The sequence below is a fragment of the Haloferax sp. YSSS75 genome (assembly GCF_046764215.1).
GTDB lineage: Archaea > Halobacteriota > Halobacteria > Halobacteriales > Haloferacaceae > Haloferax.
Map to the genome: position 1 here is coordinate 1,364,660 of NZ_CP177206.1, position 26,519 is coordinate 1,391,178.

General features: G+C 63.2%; 29 protein-coding genes. 13 read left to right on the forward strand and 16 right to left on the reverse strand.

Annotation, left to right across the window (positions count from 1 at the left end):
- Positions 1-97 precede the first annotated feature (97 nt).
- Together ACK3R5_RS07235 and ACK3R5_RS07240 are read right to left on the reverse strand one after the other, a co-directional pair.
- Complete coding sequence (locus tag ACK3R5_RS07235; RefSeq protein WP_411968520.1) at positions 98-526, reverse strand: universal stress protein; 429 nt, start codon at positions 524-526, stop codon at positions 98-100.
- Between the two features lie 249 nt (positions 527-775).
- The gene (locus tag ACK3R5_RS07240) at positions 776-1,693 is read right to left on the reverse strand and encodes a 1,4-dihydroxy-2-naphthoyl-CoA synthase (RefSeq protein WP_411968521.1); all 918 of its coding nucleotides are present in this window, start codon (positions 1,691-1,693) and stop codon (positions 776-778) included.
- Positions 1,694-1,809: 116 nt separating this feature from the next.
- On the opposite strand from ACK3R5_RS07240, the gene ACK3R5_RS07245 reads away from it, so the two are divergent.
- Together ACK3R5_RS07245 and ACK3R5_RS07250 are read left to right on the forward strand one after the other, a co-directional pair.
- Entirely contained in the window at positions 1,810-2,241 is a 432-nt protein-coding gene (locus ACK3R5_RS07245) for a CopD family protein (RefSeq protein WP_411968522.1), read from the forward strand.
- Positions 2,234-2,734, forward strand: coding sequence for a hypothetical protein (locus tag ACK3R5_RS07250; protein ID WP_411968523.1), 501 nt, complete (start codon positions 2,234-2,236; stop codon positions 2,732-2,734). The genes ACK3R5_RS07245 and ACK3R5_RS07250 overlap by 8 nt, the downstream gene beginning before the upstream one ends.
- A gap of 10 nt (positions 2,735-2,744) precedes the next feature.
- Here ACK3R5_RS07250 and ACK3R5_RS07255 read toward each other — a convergent pair whose 3' ends face one another.
- From ACK3R5_RS07255 to ACK3R5_RS07270, 4 genes are all read right to left on the reverse strand, one after another.
- Positions 2,745-3,269, reverse strand: a complete 525-nt coding sequence (locus tag ACK3R5_RS07255) for a hypothetical protein (protein ID WP_411968524.1) — start codon at positions 3,267-3,269, stop codon at positions 2,745-2,747.
- A gap of 30 nt (positions 3,270-3,299) precedes the next feature.
- On the reverse strand, positions 3,300-5,048 hold the full coding sequence (menD, locus tag ACK3R5_RS07260; RefSeq protein ID WP_411968525.1) for a 2-succinyl-5-enolpyruvyl-6-hydroxy-3-cyclohexene-1-carboxylic-acid synthase: 1,749 nt from the start codon (positions 5,046-5,048) through the stop codon (positions 3,300-3,302).
- Between the two features lie 55 nt (positions 5,049-5,103).
- The gene (locus ACK3R5_RS07265) at positions 5,104-6,429 is read right to left on the reverse strand and encodes an isochorismate synthase MenF (RefSeq protein WP_411968526.1); all 1,326 of its coding nucleotides are present in this window, start codon (positions 6,427-6,429) and stop codon (positions 5,104-5,106) included.
- A gap of 329 nt (positions 6,430-6,758) precedes the next feature.
- Entirely contained in the window at positions 6,759-7,352 is a 594-nt protein-coding gene (locus tag ACK3R5_RS07270; protein WP_411963396.1) for a sulfite oxidase-like oxidoreductase, read from the reverse strand.
- 182 nt (positions 7,353-7,534) lie between these two features.
- Here ACK3R5_RS07270 and ACK3R5_RS07275 point away from each other — a divergent pair, with 182 nt between their 5' ends.
- From ACK3R5_RS07275 to ACK3R5_RS07285, 3 genes are all read left to right on the forward strand, one after another.
- A complete protein-coding gene (locus tag ACK3R5_RS07275; protein WP_411963397.1) occupies positions 7,535-7,747 on the forward strand; it encodes a ribbon-helix-helix domain-containing protein in 213 nt (70 codons plus the stop codon).
- Positions 7,748-7,805: 58 nt separating this feature from the next.
- Positions 7,806-8,084 carry a UPF0058 family protein gene (locus ACK3R5_RS07280; RefSeq protein ID WP_411963398.1) on the forward strand — a complete coding sequence of 93 codons (279 nt, stop codon included), beginning with the start codon at positions 7,806-7,808 and terminating at the stop codon, positions 8,082-8,084.
- 130 nt (positions 8,085-8,214) lie between these two features.
- Positions 8,215-9,870 carry a rhomboid family intramembrane serine protease gene (locus ACK3R5_RS07285; protein ID WP_411968527.1) on the forward strand — a complete coding sequence of 552 codons (1,656 nt, stop codon included), beginning with the start codon at positions 8,215-8,217 and terminating at the stop codon, positions 9,868-9,870.
- A 28-nt stretch (positions 9,871-9,898) separates the two neighbouring features.
- On the opposite strand, the gene ACK3R5_RS07290 is transcribed toward ACK3R5_RS07285, so the two are convergent.
- The 3 genes from ACK3R5_RS07290 to ACK3R5_RS07300 form a co-directional block, all read right to left on the reverse strand.
- A complete protein-coding gene (locus ACK3R5_RS07290) occupies positions 9,899-10,525 on the reverse strand; it encodes an METTL5 family protein (protein ID WP_411963400.1) in 627 nt (208 codons plus the stop codon).
- Positions 10,525-10,920: a hypothetical protein gene (locus ACK3R5_RS07295; protein ID WP_411963401.1), complete on the reverse strand. Its 396-nt coding sequence runs from the start codon at positions 10,918-10,920 to the stop codon at positions 10,525-10,527. Before ACK3R5_RS07295 ends, ACK3R5_RS07290 begins: the two co-directional genes overlap by 1 nt.
- A gap of 249 nt (positions 10,921-11,169) precedes the next feature.
- Positions 11,170-12,138, reverse strand: coding sequence for a lamin tail domain-containing protein (locus ACK3R5_RS07300; RefSeq protein WP_411968528.1), 969 nt, complete (start codon positions 12,136-12,138; stop codon positions 11,170-11,172).
- Positions 12,139-12,279: 141 nt separating this feature from the next.
- Between ACK3R5_RS07300 and ACK3R5_RS07305 the strand changes: the two genes are divergently transcribed.
- Positions 12,280-13,230 carry a transcription initiation factor IIB gene (locus tag ACK3R5_RS07305; protein WP_151108957.1) on the forward strand — a complete coding sequence of 317 codons (951 nt, stop codon included), beginning with the start codon at positions 12,280-12,282 and terminating at the stop codon, positions 13,228-13,230.
- 13 nt (positions 13,231-13,243) lie between these two features.
- Here the strand turns inward: ACK3R5_RS07305 and ACK3R5_RS07310 are convergent, their stop codons facing one another.
- Positions 13,244-14,887 (reverse strand): flippase activity-associated protein Agl23, encoded by a 1,644-nt coding sequence (locus ACK3R5_RS07310; RefSeq protein WP_411968529.1) that lies wholly within the window; start codon positions 14,885-14,887, stop codon positions 13,244-13,246.
- A gap of 143 nt (positions 14,888-15,030) precedes the next feature.
- Here ACK3R5_RS07310 and ACK3R5_RS07315 point away from each other — a divergent pair, with 143 nt between their 5' ends.
- The 3 genes from ACK3R5_RS07315 (at position 15,031) to ACK3R5_RS07325 (ending at position 16,245) form a co-directional block, all read left to right on the forward strand.
- Positions 15,031-15,318, forward strand: coding sequence for a hypothetical protein (locus tag ACK3R5_RS07315; protein ID WP_411963404.1), 288 nt, complete (start codon positions 15,031-15,033; stop codon positions 15,316-15,318).
- 34 nt (positions 15,319-15,352) lie between these two features.
- Positions 15,353-15,835, forward strand: a complete 483-nt coding sequence (locus ACK3R5_RS07320; RefSeq protein WP_411963405.1) for a universal stress protein — start codon at positions 15,353-15,355, stop codon at positions 15,833-15,835.
- Between the two features lie 83 nt (positions 15,836-15,918).
- Positions 15,919-16,245 carry a 2Fe-2S iron-sulfur cluster-binding protein gene (locus tag ACK3R5_RS07325; protein WP_411963406.1) on the forward strand — a complete coding sequence of 109 codons (327 nt, stop codon included), beginning with the start codon at positions 15,919-15,921 and terminating at the stop codon, positions 16,243-16,245.
- 70 nt (positions 16,246-16,315) lie between these two features.
- On the opposite strand, the gene ACK3R5_RS07330 is transcribed toward ACK3R5_RS07325, so the two are convergent.
- Positions 16,316-17,455 carry an MBL fold metallo-hydrolase gene (locus ACK3R5_RS07330; RefSeq protein ID WP_411968530.1) on the reverse strand — a complete coding sequence of 380 codons (1,140 nt, stop codon included), beginning with the start codon at positions 17,453-17,455 and terminating at the stop codon, positions 16,316-16,318.
- A gap of 54 nt (positions 17,456-17,509) precedes the next feature.
- Complete coding sequence (locus ACK3R5_RS07335) at positions 17,510-19,192, reverse strand: globin-coupled sensor protein (protein WP_411968531.1); 1,683 nt, start codon at positions 19,190-19,192, stop codon at positions 17,510-17,512.
- Positions 19,193-19,345: 153 nt separating this feature from the next.
- On the opposite strand from ACK3R5_RS07335, the gene ACK3R5_RS07340 reads away from it, so the two are divergent.
- The 3 genes from ACK3R5_RS07340 to galK all read left to right on the forward strand — a co-directional run bounded on the left by ACK3R5_RS07340 (position 19,346) and on the right by galK (position 21,777).
- Positions 19,346-19,978 (forward strand): rubrerythrin family protein, encoded by a 633-nt coding sequence (locus tag ACK3R5_RS07340; protein WP_411968532.1) that lies wholly within the window; start codon positions 19,346-19,348, stop codon positions 19,976-19,978.
- Between the two features lie 81 nt (positions 19,979-20,059).
- Positions 20,060-20,611, forward strand: a complete 552-nt coding sequence (locus tag ACK3R5_RS07345; RefSeq protein WP_411968533.1) for an MOSC domain-containing protein — start codon at positions 20,060-20,062, stop codon at positions 20,609-20,611.
- Positions 20,608-21,777, forward strand: a complete 1,170-nt coding sequence (gene galK, locus ACK3R5_RS07350) for a galactokinase (protein WP_411968534.1) — start codon at positions 20,608-20,610, stop codon at positions 21,775-21,777. Before ACK3R5_RS07345 ends, galK begins: the two co-directional genes overlap by 4 nt.
- A gap of 9 nt (positions 21,778-21,786) precedes the next feature.
- On the opposite strand, the gene ACK3R5_RS07355 is transcribed toward galK, so the two are convergent.
- From ACK3R5_RS07355 to ACK3R5_RS07370, 4 genes are all read right to left on the reverse strand, one after another.
- A complete protein-coding gene (locus ACK3R5_RS07355; RefSeq protein WP_411968535.1) occupies positions 21,787-22,746 on the reverse strand; it encodes an acetamidase/formamidase family protein in 960 nt (319 codons plus the stop codon).
- Between the two features lie 323 nt (positions 22,747-23,069).
- Positions 23,070-24,308, reverse strand: a complete 1,239-nt coding sequence (locus tag ACK3R5_RS07360; protein ID WP_411963413.1) for a mandelate racemase/muconate lactonizing enzyme family protein — start codon at positions 24,306-24,308, stop codon at positions 23,070-23,072.
- A 93-nt stretch (positions 24,309-24,401) separates the two neighbouring features.
- A complete protein-coding gene (locus ACK3R5_RS07365) occupies positions 24,402-24,848 on the reverse strand; it encodes a luciferase family protein (RefSeq protein ID WP_411963414.1) in 447 nt (148 codons plus the stop codon).
- Positions 24,849-24,881: 33 nt separating this feature from the next.
- Positions 24,882-25,523 (reverse strand): TMEM175 family protein, encoded by a 642-nt coding sequence (locus ACK3R5_RS07370; protein WP_411968536.1) that lies wholly within the window; start codon positions 25,521-25,523, stop codon positions 24,882-24,884.
- A gap of 490 nt (positions 25,524-26,013) precedes the next feature.
- Between ACK3R5_RS07370 and ACK3R5_RS07375 the strand changes: the two genes are divergently transcribed.
- Positions 26,014-26,517, forward strand: a complete 504-nt coding sequence (locus ACK3R5_RS07375; protein ID WP_411968537.1) for a hypothetical protein — start codon at positions 26,014-26,016, stop codon at positions 26,515-26,517.
- Positions 26,518-26,519 lie beyond the last annotated feature (2 nt).

Genomic DNA, 26,519 nt, shown 5'->3' on the forward strand with positions numbered 1-26,519 from the left:
ATTTTGCATTGTCGGTATATCAATTTCTCTACACCTGGTCACGTGCAAGTAGTTTCTCGACGCTGCGGGAGGCCCTAGGTCTGGTGGGCCGACCAACTCAGCTAACAATCGTCACCGGGACGCGTGCTCGGCGGGTGACTGTCTCGGCGACGCTCCCGAGAATCGCACGGTCGATTCCTGCGCGACCATGGCTGCCTACGACAATCTGGTCGATGGCGTGGTCCTCAGCGTATTCGAGGATTTCACGGGCGGGTTTGCCGACTTCCGTGACGGTATCGAGTTCGGTGTTCTGTTCCGCCGCGAGGTCCGTGGCAGTCGTGTGGATTCTGGTAGCTTCGTCTCGAGCATTCTCGTACCAGTCCTTAGCGACTGGCAAGCCGCCAGCCTCCACGTCGATAACCGAGTCGATAGGATTGATGACGTAAATCGAAGTGATGGATGCGTCCGGGAAGTTCTCGAGAGCGTATTCGAGCGCGCGCTCTGAAAGCGGAGAGCCGTCGAAGGCGACGAGAACGTTGTCGGGCATGAGATGATAGTTTATAGCGAATTGAGATGAACGTACTGCTCCGCAGCGAGCGAACGAAGTCGTCCGAGAGTGCGGTGTCCTCTCGTGATGCCGATAACCTCTGATTTTCGAGCACGAGCGAGGTTCGCTCACGAAGACAGATATTTGCGTTCACGAGACGCAAAGCGTCTCGGTAGCCACTCGGAACGCGGAGCGTTCTGATGACGGTGAGAGAGTCGCAAATCGACCCCCGGACCGCACAGAGGGGGTTCAGTAGTGCCAGGGGTAGTCTCTAAATGCCGGTTCCCGCTTCTCCAAGAACGCGTCACGACCCTCCTGTGCTTCTTCGGTCATGTACGCCAGTCGCGTCGCCTCACCGGCAAAGACCTGCTGGCCGACCATGCCGTCGTCGGTCATGTTGAAGGCGTACTTGAGCATCCGCATCGCCGTGGGCGACTTCTTCGTCATCTCGTCGGCCCACTCCAGTGCGACGTCCTCCAACTCCTCGTGTGGAATCGCTTCGTTGGCCATTCCCATGTCCACCGCTTCCTCGGCGGAGTAGGTCTTGCCCATGAAGAACACCTCGCGGGCCTTCTTCTGGCCGACCTGTTTGGCGAGATACGCAGACCCGAAGCCACCGTCGAAGGAGGCGACGTCGGGGTCCGTCTGGAGGAACTTCGCGTGTTCGTCGGAGGCGAGCGTCATGTCACAGACGACGTGCAGGGAGTGTCCACCGCCGACGGCCCACCCGGGCACGACGGCGACGACGGGTTTCGGCATGAATCGGATGAGACGCTGGACTTCGAGGATATGGAGTCGGCCGGCCTTCGCCTCGCGGACGAGTGGGTCGTCGGAGACGTCCGCCTCGTCGCCGTCGCGGTACTCGTAGCCAGAACCGCCGCGAACCGACTGGTCGCCGCCGGAACAGAACGCCCACCCGCCGTCTTTCTCCGACGGGCCGTTGCCGGTCAGGAGGACACAGCCAACGTCTGCCTGTTTGCGAGCGTGGTCCAGTGCGGCGTACAGTTCGTCCACTGTCCCCGGCCGGAACGCGTTGCGCACCTCGGGCCGGTCGAATGCGATGCGGACCGCCGGGACGTCGACGGCGCGGTGGTAGGTGATGTCGTCGAACTCGTCGGACCCGTCGACCGGTTCCCAGCGGTCGGGGTCGAAAATCTCCGAGACCATATCGAGAGGCGGCGCGGGCGGCGCAAAAAGATTCGCTTGCGTGGGCGACTGCACATCGGCCTCGGCGACGCTTTCGCCCCGAACGTATAGGGTGCCTGCGGTGATACGTCTACGGCATGTCCGCGTTCTCTGCCCTCCTCGTCCGGTTCGCCCACGTCGCCGGGATGGCAGTCCTCCTCGGTGGCGCACTCTTCGTGTGGAATTCGCTTCGGACCGCGGGCGTCGGATACGATAGCATTCGACTCGCGGTCCATTACGAGTGGGTGTTCTGGGGAACGATGGCCCTGATGGTCGTCACCGGTGTCGGGAATATGGGCGAACTCGGAGCACCCGGCCCGACGACTCGGTGGGGAACGGTCTTGACGGTGAAACTCGCCGTCGTCGCGGTGCTCGTCGTCGGGTCGTTCCTCCGCACGTTCGTCGTCCTCACCGCCCGACGGAGTGGGGCCGGCGCTATCGACGAGACGAAGTTGAGTCAGTTCTACACCGCCACGTGGGTCGTGGTGGGTGTCGTCCTCGCACTCGCGGAGGTGCTCGCGCATGGCTAGCGCGGAGACGCTCGAAGCGTGGACGGTTGCGACGTTCAACGTCGTCGCGCTCGGGTTAGTCGGCGTCGTCGCGGGACACGTGAGCGGGGAGATGGCGAACCTCCTTCGCGGACTCAGCACGCTCGAAGGCGTCCTCGTGTTCGGCTATCTGTGGGTGCTCGCTCTCGTCGCGACGCGGTGGGCGTTTGCAGACGGTGGTCTCGAACGGGTTCAGACAGGAGAACTTCGCTCACTCGTAGTCAGAGGCTTTCTCGCGGGAGGGTTCATCGGGGGAGGGTTCCTCGTCGGAGGGGCAATCGCCGGAGCGCTCGTCAACGTCGTCTCCGGGGCGTGGGCGGTTCGGTTGGAAGGCCTCCCCTCCTTCGTCTTCATCGTCAGCGCTGCCGGTGGTATCGCTGTGGTGGTCGGTGGTGTCGTCGGCGTCGTGTTCGTCTTCGTGGACGTCGTGCTCTACCGTGTCTCGCAGTACGTCGCCTCTCGTACCACGACGTGAGTTCGAGGCGTCACGAGTTCGCGTGGCCTCGCACCGGTCCTCGCGGACTCGTCACCCACGACGCGAGTCCGACGAGGATGGCGGCACAGATACCCACGAGAAAGGCGGTCGAGCCGCTGAGCGACCCGTACGTGACGAGGCCAGCGGCAACGAACGCGGTTGTGAGTGTTCGGCGACGGCCCATCGATTCAGGATAGCTGTGTTCGCGGAATCGTGCGATACCCCAGAGGACAACCGCGATAAGCGGTGCAAGTCCAAATCCGAACAGTGGTCGTTGAAAGAAGACCCACAGCGCGGAGAATACGACGACACCACCGACGAGTGCGAGTGTACCTCGACGCCCGAGAACTGGAGGATAGCCACGTTCCGCGACGTCCGAGAGGAGAAGCACACCGAGTGCGGCAGTCACGCCGCCGAAGATGCCAGTCATCGGTTCGAGCGCGACGACAAATCCGTAGGCGAACACTGCGATGCCAGCGAGTGCGGCGATGAACGAGGAACTCAATCCGTAGTGGTGGCGGAAACCGGAGGGCATATGCCCACTCTCGAACCCGTTGATTAAAAGTCAGTCGACTAACTGGTTCACGACCCGTTCGCGGATGGCCTCTCGGACCCGATGGGACGACTTGGCGTCGGTACTGACCTCGATGACGTCGGTGCCGCCTGACGCGACTGAGTCGGCGTACGCCTCTCTGAACCCGTCCGCGTCGACGCGAGTAAAGGAGAGGTCGTAGAGCGACTCAGTCGCGGAGAAGTCGAGGCCATGCGGCGTCTTGAACTGGTCCGTGAAGGGTGGTTCGTAGTCCTCGATGGGGAGCATGTGGAAGATACCGCCGCCGTCGTTGTTCACGAGGACTATAGTCGCGTCGACACCGAGTCGGCCGAGTGCGAGGAGGCCGTTCATGTCGTGGTAGTACGCGAGGTCACCCGTCAGGAGCGTCAGGTGGTCCCTCGACGCCGACCCGGCACCGAGCGCCGACGAGACGATGCCGTCGATGCCCGACGCGCCTCGGTTCCCGAGGACGGTCCGCGCTTTCGTCGACGGGCGAGCGAACCGGTCGAGTTCGCGAACCGGCATCGAGTTGGAGACGAAGAGCGTCGCGGGTTCGGGTGCGAGTTCGGCCACGTCCGCGGCGAGTCGCCCCTCGAAGGCGTCAGTCTCCGCCTCGACGGCGCTCCAGTGGGCCTCCTCTGCGTCCGTCCACAACTGGGCCCACTCGGTGTCAGGGCTGTTTCTGACGAGTTGTGAGAGACGCCACGCCAGCACGGACGGTTCTGCGGAGAGCAAGTCCGTCGCGCCGAACTCTGCTTCGCGCCAGCGACCCGTCGGGTCGACGAGGTACTGGCGAGCGTCGGTTCGGGCGAGGTACTTCCGGAGCGGTTTCGACGTGGGTGACGCCCCGATGCGAACGACCACCTCTGGGTCGGGCCAGTCGTCGGTGACGCGTTCGTCCAGATAGCCGTCGTACCCTCCGAGGACAGTCGTCGTTCGGGTGTGGCCACCGAATCGGAGGCCAGAGAGTGGGTCTGCGACGATTGGGAATCCAGTCGCGTGGGCGAGCGCCGCGATTGCTTCGGTGTTGAAGCCCGGTGGGTCGGCGGGGCCGGCGACGATGAGGCCACGGTCCACGGTGAGTTCGTCGGCGAGTTTTCGCAGGTGGTCTTCGGAGAGTTCTGGCACACCGTCTGTGGTCCGGACGTAGGGCGTGCTTCCGTCTCGGCCGTCACGCGCCACTGGGTCGATATCGGCGGGGACGTCCCCTTCGACGGGAGTCGGTTCGAGCGGTTTTCGGAAGGGGAAGTTGAGGTGGACCGGCCCGGAGTCGACACCAGTCGCTTCGGCGACGGCGCGTGCGGCGGTGGTGCGGAGACTGCGGAGTTTTCGGTCCGTCGCCTCCGGTTCGGGCATGTCCTTGTACCAGCGGACGGCGTCGCCGTAGAGTTTCTCCTGGTCGACTGTCTGGTTGGCACCGCTGTCGCGGATTTCCGGTGGCCGGTCGGCGGTGAGAACGAGCATCGGGACGCGCCCCTGCGACGCCTCGATGACCGCCGGGTGGAAGTTCGCCGCCGCTGTCCCCGACGTGCAGACGATGGGCGTCACTTTGCCCGTCCGTCGCGCACGGCCGAGCGCGAAGTACGCCATCGAGCGTTCGTCGAGATGTGAGAACGTCTCGATATCGTCGTGACTGTCGAACGCCTCGGTCAGTGGTGTGGAACGACTACCGGGTGCGATACACACCGCGTCGATGTCGGTGCGTGCCAGTTCGTCAACGAAGGTTCGTGCCCAGAGGGTGTTGCGATTCGGGTGTGTCATCTCGTGTCGTCTCGGTTCGTCGTGGAAGAACGCTGTTCGTGGGCGGTCCAGTCGGTCAGTCGTCGCGTTCGAGTTCGTCGAGGATGGGTCGGTACTTCAGTTGCACTTCGTCCCACTCGGCGTCGGGGTCCGAGTCGGCGACGAGTCCGACACCTGCAAAGAGCGTCGCCATCGTTCCCTCGACGGTTGCAGAGCGAATGGCGACTGCGAAACTCCCGTCACCGTCGGCGTCGAACCAGCCGACAGGGGCGGCGTACCATCCACGGTCGAACGGCTCGGTGTCGCGAATGACGTCGAGGGCCGCGTTCGGTGGGAGTCCGCCGACAGCGGGCGTCGGGTGGAGTGCTTCGACCAAAGAGAGGACGTGTTCGTCGTGTTCGAGCGTCGCGTCGATTGGCGTCCAGAGGTGCTGGACGGTGGCGAGTTTGCGGATGCCACGGTCACCGACGCGAATCTCGGCGGAGAGCGAGTCGAGTTGCTCGCGAATCGTCTCCGCGACGAGTTCGTGTTCGTGGTTGTCTTTCTCGCTGGCCAGGAGTTCCTTGGCCAACCACTCGTCTTCGTCTTCGGTATCGCCCCGGCCAGTCGTCCCGGCGAGTGCGCCAGTTTCGACCTCTCGGCCCCGGACCGAGACGAGTCGCTCTGGCGTGGCACCGAGGAAACTCGCGCCCATGACGGGTTCGACGAGGAATCGGTGACAGTCGGGATAGGTCTCGCCGAGTCGAGCGAGCAGTTCCGGCACCGACGCCGGGCGCTCGAGTTCGACCTCTAGCGCCTGCGCGAGGACGACTTTCCGCAGTTCACCTGCGCGAATTCGCTCGACGGCCGTCTCGACGCTCTCGCGCCACGCCGCTATCGACGTCGTTCGGTGTCGTTTGGCGACGCCGGGTGGTCCACCGGCGGGCGTCTCCTCGACGTCGTCGAGCATCTCTCGAACCGACGCGAGTCTGTCCTCGACCGTTTCGGCATCGGCGTCCGTCGCGTTGAGCGTTAGCCACGCGTCGCCGCCGTCGAAGACGAGTTGGACCTCGGGGACGACGAATCGGGCCGCCGGGAAATCGGTCCACGGGGTGCGCCCAGTCGCCGCCTCGTGGAACGCAAAGCCGCCGAAGAATCGCGGACGAGCGATAGCCGGTCCATCGACGTCGGCGCTGTCGAGCAACGCAGACGCCGACTCGCGGACCTCTCGAAGTCGTTCTGGTCCGTCAGCCTCGACGGTCACGGCCGCGCCGCCACCGACGACAGTTGGTTCGTCGGGCGCGGTCCACAGCGTTCGCGGGCGACGTACCGACGCGAGCGACGCCGTGACCGGCGGCGCGGGCAGTCGGACCGACCTGCTGACGAGGTGCGTTCCGACCTCGTCTGTCCGCAACGGTTCCATCGATGGACGCTCAGGACCGGGGACGCTTGAAACTCTCCCTTCTGTTCTGGTATTTCGGGCTACAGAAGACCGACGACGGCGACGATATTATACATCATCCGACAACTCCGGTGTCTATACGCCCACCTTTTTCCGAGTCACCCTCCGGTCGACTCGGAAAAATCTGTCTTCGTGAGCATCAGCGAACGAAGGCTCGTGAGACGCGTCGCGTCTCACGGTGGACCAAAAACCGCCACCTAACTGTACCGCTCTTCGTTCCACGGGTTACGCCCACCTTTTTCCGAGTCTCCCTTCGGTCGACTCGGAAAAATCTGGACCAAAAACCTCCCCTAACTGTACCGCTCTTCGTTCCACGGGTTCGCCGTGTTCGAGTACCCACGCTTCTCCCAGTAGCCACGTTCGGGTTCCGTGAGGAACTCGACGCCGGTGACCCACTTCGCACCCTTGTACGCGTACTTGTGTGGAGTGACGACCCGAAGCGGGCCACCGTGGTCCGCCGGCAAGTCCTCGCCGTCGTACCCCCAGACGAACATCACTTCGTCTCGCATGCAGGCGTCGAGCGGGAGGTTCGTCGTGTATCCGTCCAGTGCGTGAAACATCACGTGGACGGCGTCGTCGGTGACGCCCGCTTCCTCGGCGAGCGTCGGGAACGTGACACCCTCGAACTCACAGTCGAACTTACTCCATCCGGTGACACAATGGAAGTCTTGCCGTTGCGTCTCGGACGGCAGGTCACGAAACTCGTCGAAGGAGAGGTCCAGGGAGTTCTCGACGGCCCCCCACACCTCGAACGACCACGTTTCGGGGTCCCACGACGGCGTGCCACCCTTAGAGAGCACCGGGAACCGCTGTGTCTCTCGCTGTCCCGGTGGCAGGCGTTCGTCACCGAACTCCTCGTAGAGATGTGTCACGTCCTTCGTCATACTCGAATCTACGCCCCGACGCACCTATCTGTAACGACTCTGGCCGACCAGACTACCGGATTCGACAACCACTCACCACAGAAGACAAACTGAAGTTTACATATCGAGAGGCGAAGTTCAATATTCACGATTGGTCCCCCGTTAGAGTTATATACGGCCCTTCCAAAGCGTCGGACGATCAGATGCCCAAAGTAGAGATAACTGTCCCGGAACATCTGGAGATGCAGATAATCCAGCTCGTCGAACAGGGCGAGTTCGTCAACCGTGACGAAGCTATCGAGGACTTGCTTTCGACCGGTATTCGCGCCTACAAGACGAGCGGTCCGATGTCCGACGAAGACCGTGCGTACGAAGACGACGGCATGATGGGCCACGAAGACGAGTACGTCTTCTGAGCCGAATGACAGAAACAGCCAATAACTCTTAAAACGTCCTCGCGCCTAACGCACTCTCATGCACAAGGATGAACTGCTGGAGCTGCACGAACAGATGGTCATCATCAAAGACCACTTCGCTTCCCGCGAACACGTAGACGAAACCCTCTTCGACGCCTACGACGAACTCGGCGTCGACCCCTCCCACGTCCACAAGTCCAAGAGCGAACACAAACACGCCGTCTTCGTCCTCGGAAACGCACTCGCGACTGCGATGAGTGAAGACGAGTTCTCCAGTGCTGGCCGCGTCGGCAAGCGGATGGAAGAACTCGCCGAGGACGCCGAAGGCAAAATCTGACGACCAACTGTGTTCGCGCACACACCGAACGCTAACTCGATTTCCGCCCCTTCGTGTGTCGTTCGGTAGCACCCGCCAAGCAGTTCTCCACGGGTTTCTTTATCTCCCGTTCGCACGACACAGGTAGCAAATGCTAGAGATTCCCGGCTGGATTCCGCTCCACCGGATTGCAGCTGTCCTGTCGGTTCTCGTCGCACTCCTCGTTCTCTCTGTGGTCGACCGTCCGGGACGTGTCACTGCCACGCTTCGCCGCCGGTTTCTCCTGGGACTTCCACTCGGGACGTTCGTCAGTGTCGGCGGTGTCTTGGTCGTCTACCTGTTCGTTCAGGGAGGATACACCTCGTGGTACCGGCCGCTCGTCATCCCGTTCCGTGCGTGGTCGTACTTCTACCCACTCGGGATGCTCACCGCCTCGTTCACTCACTCCAGTGCGGGCCACCTCGTCGGCAACCTCATCGGGACGCTGACACTGGCACCCATCGCCGAGTACGCGTGGGGCCACTATCCGACACGGCGTGGGTCGACGTCGTTCGGGTCGTTCCGGGAGAACCCCTACGCCAGAGCGCTCGTCATCTTCCCGGCAGGCGTCTTCGGCGTCGGTCTCCTCACGTCGTTCTTCGCGCTTGGACCGGTCATCGGCTTCTCCGGCGTCGTCTTCGCGTTCGCCGGGTTCGCCCTCGTCACACGCCCGTTGACGACGGTCCTCGCGTTCGTCTCGGGGCGCGTCCTCAGCCTGTTCTACAACGCACTCCAGGCTCCCGAGGTGGTCGCTACCTCACGTCCCGTCTTCTCGACGCCGTGGTGGGCGCAAATCGCTATTCAGGGCCACGCTATCGGCCTCCTCTTCGGTGTCATCCTCGGCGTGTGGCTCGCCCACCAGCGCGACGGCGACAGGCCGAGCGCATTCCGCAGTTTCGCGGGCGTGCTCCTCTTCGCGGTCAGCGAGTCGCTGTGGGCAGTCTACTGGTTCCGCGGGGCCGACACGTTCGTCCTCTTTCGCGCCATCGGCTTTTCGCTCGTCGTCGCACTCGCACTGGTCGTCGCGCTCACCGTCTCCGCCTCGGACAGACCGCTCCGTGACCGGGCACCGTCCGGGTCCCTGTTCTCGGCACGCCACTGGCAAGTCGGCGTGGCCGTCCTCCTCGTCGTCACTGCCGCGTTGACCGGTCCGGCAGTTCCGTACAACCTGTTTACCGCCGCCGACGATGACCTCCCCGGAGAGAGCGTCACGGTCAGGGATTACGAAGTGACCTACGCCGAAGACGTGCCGAACGGCCTGACCGCTACGTTCGATATCGAACTGTTCGGCGAGTCGACGACGACGAACACGTCGGGCGTCATCGTCAAGAGCGACCAGCGAGGCATCTGGACGACTGCCGTCTCGACAGGACAGTTAGCGTTCTCCGGGCAATCGACGGTCCGGGTCGGTGGACTCGGGTGGCAAAAACAGGTCTCCGCAGTCCGCGACGGATTCGTCGTCTCGGGGACCGGCATCTCGGCCTACCGCGTCTTCCTCGTCTCCAATGGGTCGTCGTCGCTCGCCTACACGACCGACCCAGTTCGTGCGGAACCCGTCGTCGCGGGGCGAAACGTCTCTGTCGTCCCCACCGCGACGGGGTACGACCTGTCCGTCTCGACCGACAATAGAACCGTCAGAGGACCGATGCCGACAGAGAACGTGAGTACGACGCTCGCGGGAGTCCGGTTCGTCCGCGAGCAGGCGTTCGTCTTCGCGGAGTACGAGGGGACGCGAGTTCGCGTCGCCAGACAGGAGACGTATCAGTAGGACACCACTCGACTGCCGTGTCGGTGAGTCACCACTCGATTCTGAACACTTCGGCGTCGAGTTCGCGCCGGTCCTCGTCGTGGAAGTCGAACTGGCGTTCGAGGTCGAACGTCGCCCGGAACGCGTCTGTCAGTTCGCCACCCTCGTCTGCGACGAACGCTTCGACGAACTCCTTGCTCCCTTCGTTGTGGACCGAGTACGACACGTCTGCGACTGCCGAGACTGATTCGAGGAACGCCCGGTCCGCGTGTTCGTTCCCCCGCTGAGCACCGAACGGGGGGTTCATCAGCACCGTCACCGGTTGGGCGTCGGGGAGGCAAAGCGGAAGGCGCGTCGCGTCGGCACGGACCCAGTGGATGGGTGCGCTCGCACCCACGCGTCGGGCGTTGTCCGTCGCCGTCCGCAACGCTTCGGGGTCCAGTTCGACGCCGACGACCCGAGCGGGGGAACGCAGTGCGGCACCGAGTGCGAGCATCCCGGTTCCGGACCCAAGGTCGACGACAGTCGTGTCCTCGATGTCACCACGGAGGTCCGCGAGGTGCACGATGTGCGCGGCGAGGTCCGGCGGTGTCGGATACTGTTCGAGGCCGACCTTCGGGTTCTCGAACCCAGCGACAACCGCCAACTGCGTCTCCAACGCGGCTTTGGTAGCCATCAGGCGTCGATGGGTCCGCGAGCCTCAAAAGCGACACCCTCGCGGTGGGCGCGCTCTTCGAGGGCCGCGAGTGTCGTCTGCACCTCGTCCGGGCGACAGCAGTCGCCCACGTCGACGGCGATTCGGCCGACACCGAGGAACGACGCAGCACGAACCAACTCACGCAGGCGGTCAGATTCGGACTGGACGCCGAGCGGGCTATCCTCGGAGAACTCGGCTTCGACGACGAGTTCGGCCGGGAGATAGCCCTGGTCGGCGAGGCCACCTTTCAGGTCGCGCAGATGCTCGGGGGCAGTCGAGTCCAGACTCGACGCGTCGAGGACGATTGGCGTGAGGTCTGCGGCGCGACACGATTCGATGGCGGTTTCGACGGGAGTGGACTCCAGTGTGCTCATGTTACTCACACATATCCTTTGGTTATACATATAACTTTGTAAATGCCCAGAAGTAATATTCCCACTTCACAGAGAGGCACGGAGACACCGAATTTAGGCGGTTAAACCGCCCGTGAGACTAATGTAAGCGCACGTCGTACTTCGATGGGGGTCATACGCTTCAACCCCCTCCCCCCTGACGGTGATGTGGAGTCACCGGCGTTCTGTCGCGTCGGTTTTGGTCCGTGTCCGATCTGTTTTCCGCGGCATCTACTCGTAGGTGTACGACAACACCACGTCGCCCGTCTCGTCTCGAACCGTCACCGTGTCCCCACCGTTGTTCCAGACTGCCGACGACCGACCCCAGTAGCGTTCGTCTGCCGAATCCGTTCCCGAACCCGTATATAGTCGCATCGTCGCTCCGGCAGCGAGTTCGGTTCCCTCGGCGAAGGTGTACGTCGCACCGACAGCATCCGAGATAGTCCACCCGGAGAGGTCTATGGGTTCCTCGCCATCGTTTCGCAACGTCACGTACTCTTCGTCGAGGTTGTCGTTGTCGTTGCCCGGTGCGTCGGCGACGACAGAGACTGAGAGTCCGTCGACAGTCGCATCGGACGTTCCCGACCCGCCTCCCTCTGTCGCGCACGACCAGACACCAACACCGCGTTCGCGTGCATCTCGTTCCGCACGTTCGTAGCGTTCTCGCTCCTCGAACGAACTCTCGTAGAATCGCGCGTGGCCCTCGGTGAGGAGTTGGTAGTTGAACTCCTCGCCATCGACGACGACGTACGCGAGGAGACGTCCGTAGTACCCGCGTTCACCTGCTTTCTCGTCGTACCGGAGTTCGACAGTCTCGCCGGCGAGTCTGTCTTTTGCGAAGTCACTCGCGTCGTCTCCCGCCTCACGGAGACAGGTCCGCCCCGCGTCGGTATCGGGGACACCTTCGAACTCGTCGGGGGTGTTCTCCCCGCGTACCTCCGGCGTGTCGACGCCGAGTAGTCTGACCGTCTCACGGGCACCGTCGGGCATGACGACTTTTATCGTATCTCCGTCGACGACTTCGACGACGTCCACCCTGACGTCGCCAGTCGCGTCCCCTCCCGCGTACGAAGTAGCACCGTCTGTCGTCGTTTCGATGGGTGTTGCAGTCGTGTCTGACGCCACGTCTCCACCCCCGAGACACCCCGCTAAGACGACGAGAAAGACGATAACGAGTGTCGTGGTAGCACCTCTGACCATTCGATTAACCGTTAGTCAGGGAACCGTATAAGTAGGAGAGTCCAACAGGTCGGAAAACGGACTCTCCAAATCGCTAGACGGCGCCCCCTATCATATATTCGACAAAAAGGTTTAAATTCACTCTCCACCAGAAACCTTTTAATGGAACGTCCGAGCCGGCAGCGTCAGCGAGAGGAGGCATCGGCACAAGAGGACGAGCGACTCAACTGCCCGGAGTGTGGGTCCGACCAAATCGTTACAGACGCAGACCAGGGGGAGCTCGTCTGTGACGACTGTGGTCTCGTCCTAGACGAGCGACAAATCGACCGCGGACCGGAGTGGCGTGCGTTCAACCACTCCGAACGCCAGTCGAAGTCGCGCGTGGGGGCCCCGATTACGGAGACGATGCACGACCGCGGTTTGACGACGACCATCGACTGGAAGGACAAAGACGCCTACGGACGGTCGCTATCGTCCGAAAAGCGGTCGCAGATGCACCGACTCCGCAAGTGGCAAGAACGCATTCGCACGAAAGACGCCGGCGAGCGCAACCTCCAGTTTGCACTCAGCGAAATCGACCGCATGGCGTCCGCACTCGGTGTCCCACGGTCCGTCCGCGAAGTGGCCTCCGTCATCTATCGTCGCGCACTCAACGAAGACCTGATTCGAGGGCGCTCCATCGAGGGCGTCGCCACATCTGCCCTCTATGCCGCCTGTCGGCAGGAAGGAATCCCACGTTCGCTCGACGAAGTTGCTGAAGTTTCTCGCGTCCCGCAGAAGGAGATTGGTCGGACCTACCGGTACATCTCCCAGGAACTCGGCCTCGAACTCAAACCAGTCGACCCGAAACAGTTCGTCCCGCGGTTCGCCTCGGCACTGGACCTCTCCGAAGAGGTACAGGCGAAGGCAACCGAGATTATCGACGTCTCCGCCGAACAGGGCCTGCTCTCGGGCAAGTCGCCGACTGGGTTCGCCGCCGCCGCAATCTACGCTGCTTCACTCCTCTGCAACGAGAAGAAGACCCAGCGCGAAGTTGCAGATGTCGCGCAGGTGACCGAGGTCACCATCCGGAACCGCTACCAAGAACAAATCGAAGCGATGGGCTTCCGCTAGGCCTCGAACCGCGTTACTTTCTCACGAACACGACGATTGGGCGTCCCCAGAGACCGGTATCGTACTCGTGTGCGACGTAGCCCTCGAGAACCGGTGCGAGCGTCGACCGTTCGTCTGCGGACGCGACGACGACGGGTGCCGTGTCAACGCTTTCTCTGAGTTCGACCGGTGACGTGACAGACCGAGTGTCCGCGCCGGTTCGATGGACGTACCACGCCATCGGGAGGCGTTCGCCCCACCGCTCTGGAACCGGCGGGAAGTCCGCGACACCGTCGCCCACGTACATCGAACTCCCGTAGTAGACCACGTCGACGGCGTCGTCGTCCGTCGGACCGACCCACGTCGAGAGGTTGTCACGGAACTCGGTGAACTCGTGAGAGGGTTGTGCGTAGTGCGCCATCCGGGTGTCACGGTCACTCGGTGCGTACACCTCACTCGTCGCGACGGCACCGGTCTGTGCGACGAGTGCGAGCAAGACGAGCGCGACAGCGGCGACACGCGGTGCGTCACCGGCGTCGAGCGCGCGACGTCCCCACCGAGCGAGTGCGGCGAGGCCGACTGCCGCCGGGATCGCGAGTGGGACGACGGCGTAGACACCGAGCCACGGTGCCGACACTTCCGTCAACATCGGGACGAACACGATGGTCGCACCGGCCCAGTACACCGCCGCGGCGACGACGGTTCGCGGCCCACCAGACGTGTATCGGTCAGCGACGAAGACGGCGACGGCGATGAGCGTCACCGGGAGGGCCGCACCGGCGAGCGTTTCGAGGAAGTCCGCGAGGTACGGGAGGTACTCGTGTGTCCCGCCGGGGTAGCGATGCTCGACGCGAACTCCGAGGAACCGCCGGACTGAGTCGAACAAGGCTACGTCGATAGCGGCGATAATCGTCCCCGGCGAGTAGAGGCCGGCATCGTCGGTGACGCCCGCTCTCGGGGCGAACGTGAAGACGTAGAGACCAACGAAGACGAGCACCGCCCGTGCTGCGGGCGTCGAGTTGCCACGGACGCGTGCTGCGAGCGACCCGAGTCGCATCGCCGCTGGGTCGGACGACCGGAGGAGTGCGGCGTGGTCGAACACGAGGAGTCCAGCCACTGCGAGACACGCGAGCGCGACGATGCCGAGTCCGGACGACGCGATAGCGAGGGCTACCGCCGCAGCGAGGCCGTAGGCGTTCCGGCGGCCCGCGCCGTCGGCCAGTCGGAGGCCGAATCCGAACGCGGCGAGTGCGAACGCGATTGCGAGGACGTCGCCACGGGCGAACCGACCGTAGTAGACGAGGAGCGGACTCAGCGCGAGGACGGCGGCGAACGCCACGGTTTCGTCGTCGTCGAGGTGCGACCGAAACAGAAGGGCGACGAGCGGGAGCGCAGCACCGACCAACGCGACGGGCAGTCGGAGCGCGAAGTCAGAGGTTCCGAAGAGTGAGAGCGAGGTTCGCGTGAGGATGTAGACGAGTGGGCCGCCAGCGACCGGTCGGTACGTCAGATAGCCGGATTCGAGATAGCGGAGGCTCCAGTACCCGACACGGGCCTCGTCCCAGTGGACGGGACGAGCACCCAGACCGACGAGACGAACGGCGAGCGCGACGAGGGCGAGGGCACCCACGGCGAGAGCAACCCGGTCGAAGCGGGACTCGACGCGAGAGGGGTTCATGAGATGACGTGACGCGCCGCACGAAAGAAAGGTTACGACTCGTCGTCCGACCAGTCCGCCGTTCCGACTCGCACGGTCACCGGCCAGTCCACAGACTCGATGGCTTCGAAAGCGTCAACCCCACCGACCGGTAGCACAGGAGTATGGCGCTCATCGACTCCCTGCCGCCACGGCCGCTGGAACCGCAGGAACTCACGTCTTTGAATCGCTCCGAGGCCTTCGAACTCGTCGTCGCCGTCGAGAACGACGGTCCTGCACGGGGTGTCCTCTTTGCCACCGACGCGTGGGTCAAAGGCGTCGCCTACGAGGACGACTCGGGTTGGTCGCTCGTCGAGACGGTCGAGATAACGGACGAGTCCCCTCGAATCGACGGCCTGCAGGTGTGCGAAGAGGCAGTTCTCTCCTTCCAAGACGCCGAGAACGAGGCCTAGAATTAACGTCGTTCCGAACTAACTGTAATTCGTCATGTACAGCGAAATCCTCGTGCCTACCGACGGGAGCAAAGCTGCAGAACGAGCCATCAACCACGCGCTCGACATCGCTAAGACCTACGGTGCACGGGTTCACGCGCTGTACGTCGTCGATACGAGTATCTACACGTCGCTCGACGCCGGGGCGGACGTCGTCATCGACGCCCTCGAACGTGAAGGCGAGGTGGCGACTCGGCACGTCCGAGATGCCGCCGAAGAAGCGGGTGTCGAAATCGACTCCGAAGTCGTCACCGGAACCGCTTACCGCTCGATTCACGACTACATCGAAAACCACGATATCGACCTGGTGGTCATGGGAACCCACGGGCGGACGGGACTGAGCCACTACCTGCTCGGAAGCGTCACCGAGCGTGTCGTCCGAACGTCACCGGTTCCGGTGCTCACCGTCCGGATGACAGACGAAGACGTGGAACTGGAAGAAGCGGAGATAACGGACGAAACCGGCGAGATGGAGTAATACGTCCCCCGAGAGGGGACAAATTTTGGGAGGATGCGACTGTTTGATAAACAGTTTTGGTGTGGTCGCACATACGCCGCGGTATGACCGAGTACACCGTCGAGTTCGTCGGTACGGGTGAGACCATCACAGTTTCCGACAAACAGACCATCCTCAAAGCCTGTATCGAGGAGGGTATCGCACAAGAGTACTCCTGCCGCGTCGGCATGTGTCTCGCCTGTTCTGCGGAGATTCTCGAAGGCAAAGTCACCCAACCCGCCGCCCGTGGCCTGACCGAAGAAGAAGCCGAGAAGTACGCGCTCACCTGCATGGCGCGCCCGCAGAGCGACCTGAAACTCGAACGGGGCGTCTACCCGCCGAGCATCGAAGACGACGTCGCCGCTGCCGCCGCCGCCGCTGACGACGACTGACGACGGAGACATCTGACGCGGCCCACCGCGTCCGCTCGTTTTCTCTCTCCAAAACTGGCGAGCAACGGCGCTATGCGCTGGTCTTCGTCGCCGCGCAGTTGTTCGGTCCGAGTTCCACGTCGAACGCTTCGTCGGCGTCGAGCGAGGCTTTGCCGAGGTTCACGTCGATGATTCGTTCGTAGTTCGACGGCCGAGGCGGCATGTCCGAGAGCACGAACTCGACGAACTCCTCGGTGTCCATCGAGAAGGCGTCGAGTCGCTGGCGGAGCGTCGCCAACGTCGCCACGTAGACGCCGTCGTCGTTTGCGACTGTCGGGTCACCGTAGTGCCCGGGTGCGATGCGCGTGTCGCCGTCGAGCGTGGCGTACCGTTCGACCAGCGTCTCGTGGAGGCGACGGGCGGCGGCGGGCGCACCCTCGTCTCCGTCTTCGAGGTCCGGGCGGGCCACCGATTCGACGAAGAGACCATCACCGACGAACAACAGGTCGCCGAGGCGGTAGGCCGTCATCTCGCTGGTGTGTCCGGGCGAGTGGAGAGCGTGAAGTTCGGTGTCACCGACAGCAATCGTGTCGCCGTCTTCGAGGAGTCGCGCGTCGAACGAGAGGCCACGGTCTGTCGCACCGACCGGGACAGCGACTGTCGCGCCCGTCTTCTCGGCGACGGCCCGAACGCCGCTGACGTGGTCGGCGTGGACGTGTGTGTCGACAGCAGCGACGATTTCGGCCCCGTGTTCGCGGGCGTCGGCGACGTAGCGGTCTGCGAACGCTCGCAGTGGGTCGACGACGACTGCCTCGGTTCCAGAGACGACCATGTACCCGAGACACCCACTGGACGGCCGGTCGTACTGGATGACCGTCGCGTCCGGGTGGTCGATGGTCGATGCGCGATAGACACGTGCCCATCCCTCCATCCCCGTTTCGAGGTTCTCGGCGTCGACGCCGGCGTCCGAGAGGAGTTTGGCGACGTGGTCACTCGACCGACCTTCGGCACACACCGCCACGACGGGGCCGGAACTGTCTGTGAACCGCTCTGCGAGGTCCGAGACGGTGCCGAGCACCTCGGCCTGTGTGAACCGAATCGCCGGTATCTGCGTCGCGGTGACGGACGCTCCGTCGACGTGCCACTCCTCGAACTCGTCTCGGTTGCGCACGTCGAGTATCGTCGTCGGGTCGCCCCGTCTGAGGCGTGCCGCGAGTTCGTCGGGAGTCATACCTCTAGTAGGTGCGCACACTCCAAGAGCACTCCGCAGGGCCGTCCAGTGGGGTTACTCTGTCGTCCCGCCGTCGTTGCTGAGTCGTGAGTCAGGCGGCGTGTCGAACGAGGCGTCGGCGAGCACGTCTGCTGGCGGTCCGTCGACGCCACTGGGGACGTCGACAGGTGGGGCGGGGGGCGTCTCGTCGGCGTCCGAATCGATACCTGCTCCGAGTCTGTGGGCGGCGTCGCGAATCGTGAGCACCTGTTCGGTCTGCGAGCGGTTGGCGTCGGCGATGTCGCCTATCTTGTCGGAGACTTCGACGGCCAGGTCGTTCGCTCTGTCGACCATCTCGGCAATCTGTTCTGCGCTCACCGCCTGGTCGTCAGTCGCTTTGGCGACTTCGCTGACGCCGGCAGACGTCTGCTCGACGGCGGCCGAGATGTCGGTCAAACTCCGCATCACCTCTTCGCCCCTGTCGATACCGTCGTGGAGGCGGTCTGTCGTCTGTGAGAGACTCTCGATAGTGTCTCGGGCGTCGGTCTGGATGGTGTCGACAGTCTCTTCGACTTCGGTGGCGCGGGCTTGCGACTCTTCGGCGAGGTTCTTCACCTCGCTCGCGACGACGGCGAACCCCTCGCCCGCATCACCGGCGCGGGCCGCTTCGATGGAGGCGTTGAGCGCGAGCAGATTCGTCTGTTCGGCGATGTCGTCGATAGCGTCGATGACTTCGTCTATCTCGGTTATCTTGTCGTGGAGTCGCTGGACGTCGTCGGACGCCGTCTCCGCCGCTTCGCTGACGTCACGCATGACGTCGATAGCCTCGTCGGCGGCGTCCTCGCCCTCGGCGGCACGGTCAGCGGCGTCGCTACTCGTCCGCTCGACTTCTTCGGCCGTCGCCGCAACTTCCTCGACGGTGGCGCTCATGTTCGACACTTCGTCGGCGACAGTCGCCATGTCGTCGGCCTGAAGCGCGGCGATATCTTCGATGTCGACGGTTCGCTCCGTCACTTCTTCCGACGTCGCCAGGAGCGTCTCGATGGGGTCGCTGATGTCCGCTTCCACGTCGTCGGCGAGTTCCTTCCGACGTCTCGCAGCGGTTCGGACTTCGTCGCTGTACGAGTCGATGTACGTCTCCATCGCCACTTGCTGGTCTAACGAGAGGAGTTTCAACACGGGGAGGAGGCGTTCGACGAGCGAATCGACGGCCTCTTCGACTGCGTCGCCACCGTTCGACCCGCCGCCGACGAGGCCACCGAGCAACCCACCGGAGTCGCCGCCAGCGCCGCGAAACTCGTCTTTGACGTCGGCGGCGATTGCCTCGGTGAGGCCCTCGTAGTAGACCGTATAGGCCCCGAGATAGAATTTGGGGCCGAGGTCTATCATATCGTGGAGTTTCCCGATTCGAGCGCGTCGGGCGAAGTACTCCGTATCGTACTCCCCTCGCCCGAGTTCCCGGAGATAGGCGGCCTGGTCTGACTTCAGCATCTCGACAGTCTTCGTCGACTTGTCGAAGAAAGCCGCCGCGTCGGCGTGCGATTCGAGGTGGCTGTAGAACTCCGCCGCAAAGTCGTCGGCAACGTCGTCGAAGAGTGGTTTCGTCTCACTGAGACGCCGTTCGTCGGCGTCGGAGAGGCGTACGAACGACTTGCGTCGCTCGATTTCGGCCGCGTCGATATCCAACCGCGAGAGGAGATTCGCCCCATCGACGCGTGCCCGCGCGTCTGCCGTAACTCGTCCGTGGCCGTCCGTCATACCGGTGGCTCTCTCCTACCCGTATTTCAACCCTCACTGCCGAGTATCACGAGTGATACCTAAATTCTGCGGGCGATTAAATGCCAGTGGCGGGGGAGTGTCACCGGCCGTCGCGGGCGGAAACGTCAGGGTGCTGGCACACGAACGGGAGGTATGGACGCAGAATCGTTCCGTGAGGCCGTCGAGACGGCGAAGCAGACCCAACTCAACCGTCTCGGCTCTTCGAAACTGCTCCTCGCGCTGACGGGTGCGGACCTCTCCGAGTCGGCCGTGCTTCGTGCTGCTGCCGCCTCCGAGCACGCGGCGCGAGAGACGTTCGAGACGTGGGCCACAGACGAGACGAACGAACGCGCGAGAGCGGCGTTCGAGTCGACTGCGGCACAGGAAGACGAACACCTCCGACGCGTCCTCGACGTGGTCGGTGAAGATATCGACCCGCCGGATGGACCGGGACCGATGCACGCCTACCTACGTGGCAGAGACGACACCATCGAACGAGTCGCCGCCGGCATGGTTGGTCGTGGCCTCGTCTCGATTCGGGCCCACACACAGGTCATCGGGTTCTTCGTCAACGAAGCGAACACGCAGAAAGCGGACCTCTTCCGTGAACTGAAGACCGAGACGAACGAGACGCTGACGACCGGACTCGAACTCCTCGACGAGTGCTGTGACGACGACGACTGGGAGCGAGCACAGATGGTCGCCGAGTACGTCGTCCAACTCGCCTACGACGATTACGCCGATGGCCTCGAATCACTCGGTGTCGACCCGAAACCGCTCTGCTGAGGCTATCCACTCGGCCCCAGTGTCGTCCCGAACTCGATTTCGGTCCCAACGTATTCCTCTTCTGCGGCGCTACCCTGTGGCATGACTCCCGCGAGTGACGGACGGGTCGAAGCACTCTACACGGCCCCGTCGAAGGGGAAACCGATGGTCTCCCACGAGTCGGTTTCGGTCAGAGACGGTGGCCTCGTCGGCGACCGGTACTATCGAGGGTCGGGCTACTACTCCCAGACCGACGGGTGTCAGGTGACCCTCGTGGACGACGCGGTGCTTTCGGACGCACACCGCGAGTTCGGCGTCGACATCTCGGAGGGGCGACACCGCCGAAACGTCGTCGTCCGCGGTATCGACCCTACGGACCTCCTCGACGCGACGTTCCAACTCGGCGGGGCGACGCTTCGCGGCACGCGACTCAGACCACCCTGCGCGTATCTCGCCGAACTCGTCGGCGACGACGAGGTGGTCGACGCACTCCGTGAGCGCCGTGGCGGTATCTGTGCGCGTGTCGTCTCGCCCGGCGAGGTACACGTCGGAGACGACATCCGAGTGACCGAGGCCAACCCACGAGAGGTTGGTCGTCAGATAGCCGCCCGACTCGGCGGAACTGATGCAGACGCGGGTGACGAGACGAAATGAGAGAGACCGAGATACTCGTCGAGCGAGCACGGACGGGCCTCCGTGAGGCGTTCGGAGACGACGACGCAGACCCTATGGTCGCAGTCGCCCCGGCACGCGTCAACCTCGTCGGTGGGCACACCGACTACAACGACGGACTTTGCCTGCCGATGGCCATCGACCGACACGTCGCCGTCGCCGCCAGACCACGCGACGACGACAGCATCCGCGTCTCCTCGACTGACTTCGACGAGACGGCGACGTTCTCCCCGGCAGACGACCCCTCCGGGTGGGTGGCCTACGTCGCCGCCGTCGCTCGCGTCCTCCGTGAAGACGGAGACGTCCCCGGTGCTGACCTCGCTATCGCCTCGAACGTGCCGACCGGTGCGGGCCTCTCGTCGTCTGCGGCCCTCGAACTCGCCGTGGGGCGAGTGTTGGTCGAACTCGCCGGAGCAGCGCTCGCACCGAAAGCACTCGCACTCGCGTGTTGGCGCGCAGAACGAGAGGGCGTCGGCGTCGAGTGTGGCATCCTCGACCAGTTCGCCGTCGGCCTCTGTGAACCCGACGCGGCGCTGTTCTTGGACTGCCAGACCCGCGAGTACGAACACGTCCCGCTCGCCGGCGACGTGGGCGTGCTCGTGGTCGATACTGGCGTCTCTCACGAACTGGCCGACTCGGGCTACAACGACAGAGTCAGAGAGTGTGAGGCGGCCGTAACCGCGCTTCGGGATGCGACCGGAACACGCGTTCGCTCCCTCCGCGACGTCGACATCGACGTGCTCGAAACCCACGCCGACGCCCTCGGCGACGTGCTGTACAGACGAGCGAGACACGTCGTGACCGAGAACGAACGGGTCGTCGTCGCTCGCGACGCCCTCGAAGCGGGCGAGTTCGGCCGTGTTGGCGACACGATGCTCGCCGGCCACGAGAGTCTGCGAGACGACTACGAGGTGAGTTGCCCGGAACTCGACGCCGCCGTCGAACTCGCGGCAGCGACCGAAGGCGTCTACGGTGCGCGAATGACTGGCGGCGGATTCGGCGGCAGCGTGGTTGCGCTCGTCGCCGGCGACGCAATCGAACGCGTAGCACAGTCGATTCGAGACGCCGTCGCGGACCGGGTGGGACCAGACGCACGGGTGTTCACTGGCCGGCCGAGCGGCGGGGTTCGACTCCTCGACTCCGAGTGATGGGCCGACTCACTCGGGGAAGATGCTCTCGGGGAGGTACGCCGAGACGGTCCAGTTGGGCGCGTCCACGACTTCGTTTATCTTGAGGTCCACGGCGGCCGAACAGAGGATGTACGCCTCACCTGCCGTGAGGTCGTGGTCGGTTTCGAGGTGCGAAATCATGTGTCGGACCGCTTTCTTCGTCGCCTCCATCAGGTCGTCTGCGATACCGGTCGTTCCGTACATCGGTTCGTCCGACCCGGTCGGTGTGAACGGCCCCGTCGTCTCGAACTCGGGTTGCTCGATGGACTTGTCTTTCAACACGTCGAAGCGTGCGGTGACGAACATCGGTGCCTCGATGCCCGTCACGCACACCTCGCCATCGCCCTGTGCCGCGTGGCAGTCCGCAGTCGAAAACAGCGCGCCTTCGACTTCGACGGGGAGGTAGAGCGTCGACCCTTTCGTCAGGTGCTTGATGTCGAAGTTACCGCCGGTGTCGCGGGGTGGGAGCGTGTTGTGCGCGCCGGGAGCGGCGGGGGCGACACCTGCGATGCCGGGGAACATGTCCAGCGGGACTTCGATACCGTTGACGAAGTGTGCCACGTCGTCGTCTAACTCCCAGATGTGGAGGCCCGCCTCCTCGAAATCCTCGGGGAGGAGTCCAAGCTCCATCTCGCCGGGCATGTAGCCCGTGTAGCCCCATCCCTTGTGCTCGAAGTCGAGGAACTCGATGGCGAGCACGTCACCCGGTTCGGCACCCTCGACTGCGACAGGGCCTGTGAGCGGGTGGACCGGGTCGAAACTCGCGTTCGCGAGGTCTTCGGCCGTCGAATCCGGCGTAATCTGTCTGTCGAGCGCGTCGCGACACTCGAATCGGACCACGTCGCCGGACTGGACGGTCACGAGGGGGTCGAGCGTGTTGTCCCACTTGTTGTGGATGTTCTCGTCGTCGTCACTCAGTTCGTAGACGACTGTGTAGTCGGTTGACATACGCTAGCAATGGACGGGGCGAAATGGCAAAAAATAGCTAGGCTGATGGTGCGAGGTCGGACGTGTCGGTCCAGAAAAAGCGTCTTCGCGGTGTCTGAGTTCGGCTGACTCGCCGAAGTGTACACTTCGTCGAACTCCGCGAGACTACCGTCTCACGTGCTTGACTTCGCTTACGCCTCGTCGAACTCCGTGAATCAAAGATTCACGTGTTCGTCTTCACTTCGTTCAGTCGAACAGCGCGGAGCAAAGCTCCGCTGGCTTGACGTCGGCTTACGCCTCGTCAAACAGCGCGGGACTTCGTCCCGCTGGCTCGACGAGTCGTTTCACTCCTCGTCGAACAGCGTCTCGCCGTCGACCATGTGTTCTTCGACGGCGTCCATGTCGAGCGTCACGCCGAGACCCGGCTTTTCGGGAATCTCGATGTAGCCGTCCTCGATGACGGTTTCTTCCACCAGGTCCTCCCACCATCCGAGTTCGTAGGAGTGGTACTCGACAGCCAGCGAGTTCGGGATAGCCGCGCCGACGTGTGCGGAGGCCATCGTCGCGACGGGCGACGAGACGTTGTGCATCGCGACCGGAATGTAGTACTGGTTGGCGACGTCCGCAATCTTTCGCGTCTCGCGCATGCCGCCGACTTTGGGCATGTCGGGTGCGACGATATCGACCGCCTGATTCTGGATGAGGCGTCGGAGTTCAGTCACGCGATAGCGGTTCTCACCGACCGTGATGGGGGTGAGCGTGGACTTCGTGACCTCTTCTTGGACTTCGAGGTTCTCCGGCGGGACGGGGTCTTCGAGCCACCAGACGTCGTAGTCCTCGATGGCGGCGGCGAGCCGCTTCGCACTGCCACCCGAGAACGTCCAGTGACAGTCGAAGGCGACGTCGGCACGGTCCTTGACGCGTTCCGTGACCGCTTCGACGATTTCTGCCTTGTGGCGAATCTCGCCGGGGCGCAGGTGTCGGTTCGCGCGGTCCTTCTCGAATCCGGAGGGGACGTCCAGGTCGAACTTCAGCGCGTCGTAGCCGAGTTCTTCGACGACGCGCTCTGCTTCGTCGGCACAGGCTTGCGGGTCCGCCTCTTCTTCGGTGTGGCAGTCACAGTAGACGCGAACCTTGTCGCGGTACTTGCCGCCGAGCAGTTGGTAGGCCGGCACGTCGAGAATCTTGCCCGCCAGGTCGTGAAGGGCGATTTCGATGCCCGAGATGGCCGTGACGGTGACGCCCTCGACGGACCCCTCGCCGGACATCTTCTGGACGAGATGCTCGAAGAGTCGGTCGATGTCGAGTGGGTTCTCGCCGATGACGAACGGCTTCATCCGCTCGATGAGTTCCGGGACACCCGCACCCCAGTACGCTTCGCCGGTGCCGACGATGCCCGCGTCGGTGTAGATTCTGACGAGTGTCCACGGGAAGTTCCCGTCGACCATCGTCGTCTGCACGTCCGTAATCTCCACGTCTCGGCCGCCACCGCGTTTGGCCGTCACGCCCATCGTGTCTGCGGAGAGCTCTCGCATCGTGTACTCCGCGTTCGGGTCGTGAAGGTCCGCGTAGTTCTTTCCCATAGCATGTTGTTTACTCAGACGCCAGTAAAGTTTTTCCGAACTCGGCATATGGTCACAAGGTCGAACCACCGTCGCCGAGAGACCCTTCAGCGTTCAGGCCGACGTCGGGCGGTCCAGCGAGTCGGAGAACGTCGTTCGGACGAGTGCATCGAGTCCGGACGGGAGTTCGAGTTCGGTGAGTTCACTGTCCGGGTCCAGTGTCGGGTCGATGTCGATATCGCGTCGGCGGAGTGCGAGCGCGCGCCAGAGATATGCGAGTCTGAGGAGGCGACGTGCATCCGCCTCGTCTTCCGCGCTGGTGACGCTAAACGAGACCCACGCAGAGTCCGGCAGGACGTGATGTGGACTGGCGAGGCCGGTTTCGAGGAGGGTATCACGGACGCCCTTGGTTATCGCCAAATCGAGGATGCCGACGTCGTGTACGTGGCCAATCTCTTTGTCGGCGACGAGGAATTCGGTCCCACCGAAGCGGTGTGATGCAGTTTCGACGCCGGGCCACTCGCTGACGTGTTCGACGAGACGGTCGATGGCAGTTGTCACGAGAGATGTAGGCACGCTGTGAACATAAGCGGGTTACTCCTTCTCGGCGGCCGCTTCGAGGGAATCCATCATACGCGACTGCAAGAAGCCGTTTATCGGAACCAAGAGCAACCACGAGAGCACTGCCAGCGTCGGACTGACGAGCGCGATACCTATCGAGAGGACGAACACGAGCGGTGACGCGAGGAACCGTGCACTCTGCAGGACGACGAGACGTGACGTGAGTCCTTCTTCGAGGATGTCGTGGCGAGAGGCGTACCCCCACAGGAGCAAGAGAGAGAGCCCAGTGAGCGCCAGCACCCCTGCGTAGAACATCGTGCCGAACTGCTCCGGGTAGGTGCTCAACACACTCGTCGCGAACGGGACGAACGCCACCATGAGCAAGAACACGAGGTTGAGCACGACTAACCCGTTGTCGTGTTCGTCGATGTGGATAAAGACGCGGCGGTGAAGCATCCAGTACCACCCGATGACGAGGAAACTCAGTACGTACGAGAGGAACTCGGGCCCCTGCTCGGAGACGAGTTCCACGAGCACCGTGCTGGGGGTTCCCGGCCGAAGTTCTGGAACGGTAATATCCAGAACCAGCAACGTAATCGCGATGGCGATGACGCCGTCAGTCAGCGCCAGTAATCGGTCTGTCTCCTGAGATTCGTGTCGAATAGAACTCGCCATATACAGTCCGATACGCTGTCAAGAGGCTATCATATTTCGTTTTTTAGCGTGTCACTGTCGAGGATAGCGTCTGCTTCGCGCGAGCGAACCTGTCCGGGTGCGATTCTGGTTCGAGAAACGGACACGTCGACGAGACAATCCACCGGCCGTAAAGGTTGCCGCGGACCAGACACTCAGACGAGGCAAATAGTCTCGAATTAACACTGGTTAAGAAGCCGAATTGTTCCGTACCGGGGAGTCTCGGCCCACAGCTCACCGGACGTTATCATTTATTCTACATTAATATAGAGCGGTCGAGTGGCGCATTGGTAGTCGATTCGTAACGAAATCCCTCGATAACAAATACGAATACGGATATGTCTCCGATTCAGCCGACTCCACTTTCACACAGAACCGCTCACGACCCGATTGGTCGGGTACTCACCGTCAGGTCGTCTGCCGAGAGGACCGGGCGGCGTCATTCCCACGGCGGTGACGGAGGTGCAGGTCGGTGAATCGAACGCAGGTCGGCATCGCACTCGTCGTCGCCGTCGTCGTGCTGTTCGCACTTCTCTCGGGAGGGGTGAACGGCCCCGGCCCTTCGACAGTGGGTGAAGCGGATACGACACTCGACACAGACGCCGTAGATGCACCCGACGACACCGACGTCGAACCGGACGACCAGTCACCGGCCATCGACGATGGCGAAGCGGAATCAACGACGAACGGTGAGGAGTCGACTACCGAGGGTCCAGACACCGACGGTGCGACTCTGACTGCCGAGGCGGACGACGACTCAACACGCACTGCATCCGACTCGTCGTCCAAGACGACCCGAAAGTCGTCTGCGAGCACGTCGACAAAGAGTTCCTCCGCTGACGACGAGTCGGACGGTTCTACGTCGGCAGACGACTCCTCGTCATCGACTGACGACGCGACAGGACCAGACGACGAGACAGAGACCACCGAGGCAGACACGAAGGTCGACTCAGACGGGAAGACCTGTACGGTGTAGCA

Bases quoted from the DNA above. Each gene is read 5' to 3' on its own strand.
- ACK3R5_RS07235 (WP_411968520.1), bottom strand. From the start codon at position 526: ATGCCCGACAACGTTCTCGTCGCCTTCGACGGCTCTCCGCTTTCAGAG.
- ACK3R5_RS07240 (WP_411968521.1), bottom strand. From the start codon at position 1,693: ATGGTCTCGGAGATTTTCGACCCCGACCGCTGGGAACCGGTCGACGGG.
- ACK3R5_RS07245 (WP_411968522.1), top strand. From the start codon at position 1,810: ATGTCCGCGTTCTCTGCCCTCCTCGTCCGGTTCGCCCACGTCGCCGGG.
- ACK3R5_RS07250 (WP_411968523.1), top strand. From the start codon at position 2,234: ATGGCTAGCGCGGAGACGCTCGAAGCGTGGACGGTTGCGACGTTCAAC.
- ACK3R5_RS07255 (WP_411968524.1), bottom strand. From the start codon at position 3,269: ATGCCCTCCGGTTTCCGCCACCACTACGGATTGAGTTCCTCGTTCATC.
- menD (WP_411968525.1), bottom strand. From the start codon at position 5,048: ATGACACACCCGAATCGCAACACCCTCTGGGCACGAACCTTCGTTGAC.
- ACK3R5_RS07265 (WP_411968526.1), bottom strand. From the start codon at position 6,429: ATGGAACCGTTGCGGACAGACGAGGTCGGAACGCACCTCGTCAGCAGG.
- ACK3R5_RS07270 (WP_411963396.1), bottom strand. From the start codon at position 7,352: ATGACGAAGGACGTGACACATCTCTACGAGGAGTTCGGTGACGAACGC.
- ACK3R5_RS07275 (WP_411963397.1), top strand. From the start codon at position 7,535: ATGCCCAAAGTAGAGATAACTGTCCCGGAACATCTGGAGATGCAGATA.
- ACK3R5_RS07280 (WP_411963398.1), top strand. From the start codon at position 7,806: ATGCACAAGGATGAACTGCTGGAGCTGCACGAACAGATGGTCATCATC.
- ACK3R5_RS07285 (WP_411968527.1), top strand. From the start codon at position 8,215: ATGCTAGAGATTCCCGGCTGGATTCCGCTCCACCGGATTGCAGCTGTC.
- ACK3R5_RS07290 (WP_411963400.1), bottom strand. From the start codon at position 10,525: ATGGCTACCAAAGCCGCGTTGGAGACGCAGTTGGCGGTTGTCGCTGGG.
- ACK3R5_RS07295 (WP_411963401.1), bottom strand. From the start codon at position 10,920: ATGAGCACACTGGAGTCCACTCCCGTCGAAACCGCCATCGAATCGTGT.
- ACK3R5_RS07300 (WP_411968528.1), bottom strand. From the start codon at position 12,138: ATGGTCAGAGGTGCTACCACGACACTCGTTATCGTCTTTCTCGTCGTC.
- ACK3R5_RS07305 (WP_151108957.1), top strand. From the start codon at position 12,280: ATGGAACGTCCGAGCCGGCAGCGTCAGCGAGAGGAGGCATCGGCACAA.
- ACK3R5_RS07310 (WP_411968529.1), bottom strand. From the start codon at position 14,887: ATGAACCCCTCTCGCGTCGAGTCCCGCTTCGACCGGGTTGCTCTCGCC.
- ACK3R5_RS07315 (WP_411963404.1), top strand. From the start codon at position 15,031: ATGGCGCTCATCGACTCCCTGCCGCCACGGCCGCTGGAACCGCAGGAA.
- ACK3R5_RS07320 (WP_411963405.1), top strand. From the start codon at position 15,353: ATGTACAGCGAAATCCTCGTGCCTACCGACGGGAGCAAAGCTGCAGAA.
- ACK3R5_RS07325 (WP_411963406.1), top strand. From the start codon at position 15,919: ATGACCGAGTACACCGTCGAGTTCGTCGGTACGGGTGAGACCATCACA.
- ACK3R5_RS07330 (WP_411968530.1), bottom strand. From the start codon at position 17,455: ATGACTCCCGACGAACTCGCGGCACGCCTCAGACGGGGCGACCCGACG.
- ACK3R5_RS07335 (WP_411968531.1), bottom strand. From the start codon at position 19,192: ATGACGGACGGCCACGGACGAGTTACGGCAGACGCGCGGGCACGCGTC.
- ACK3R5_RS07340 (WP_411968532.1), top strand. From the start codon at position 19,346: ATGGACGCAGAATCGTTCCGTGAGGCCGTCGAGACGGCGAAGCAGACC.
- ACK3R5_RS07345 (WP_411968533.1), top strand. From the start codon at position 20,060: ATGACTCCCGCGAGTGACGGACGGGTCGAAGCACTCTACACGGCCCCG.
- galK (WP_411968534.1), top strand. From the start codon at position 20,608: ATGAGAGAGACCGAGATACTCGTCGAGCGAGCACGGACGGGCCTCCGT.
- ACK3R5_RS07355 (WP_411968535.1), bottom strand. From the start codon at position 22,746: ATGTCAACCGACTACACAGTCGTCTACGAACTGAGTGACGACGACGAG.
- ACK3R5_RS07360 (WP_411963413.1), bottom strand. From the start codon at position 24,308: ATGGGAAAGAACTACGCGGACCTTCACGACCCGAACGCGGAGTACACG.
- ACK3R5_RS07370 (WP_411968536.1), bottom strand. From the start codon at position 25,523: ATGGCGAGTTCTATTCGACACGAATCTCAGGAGACAGACCGATTACTG.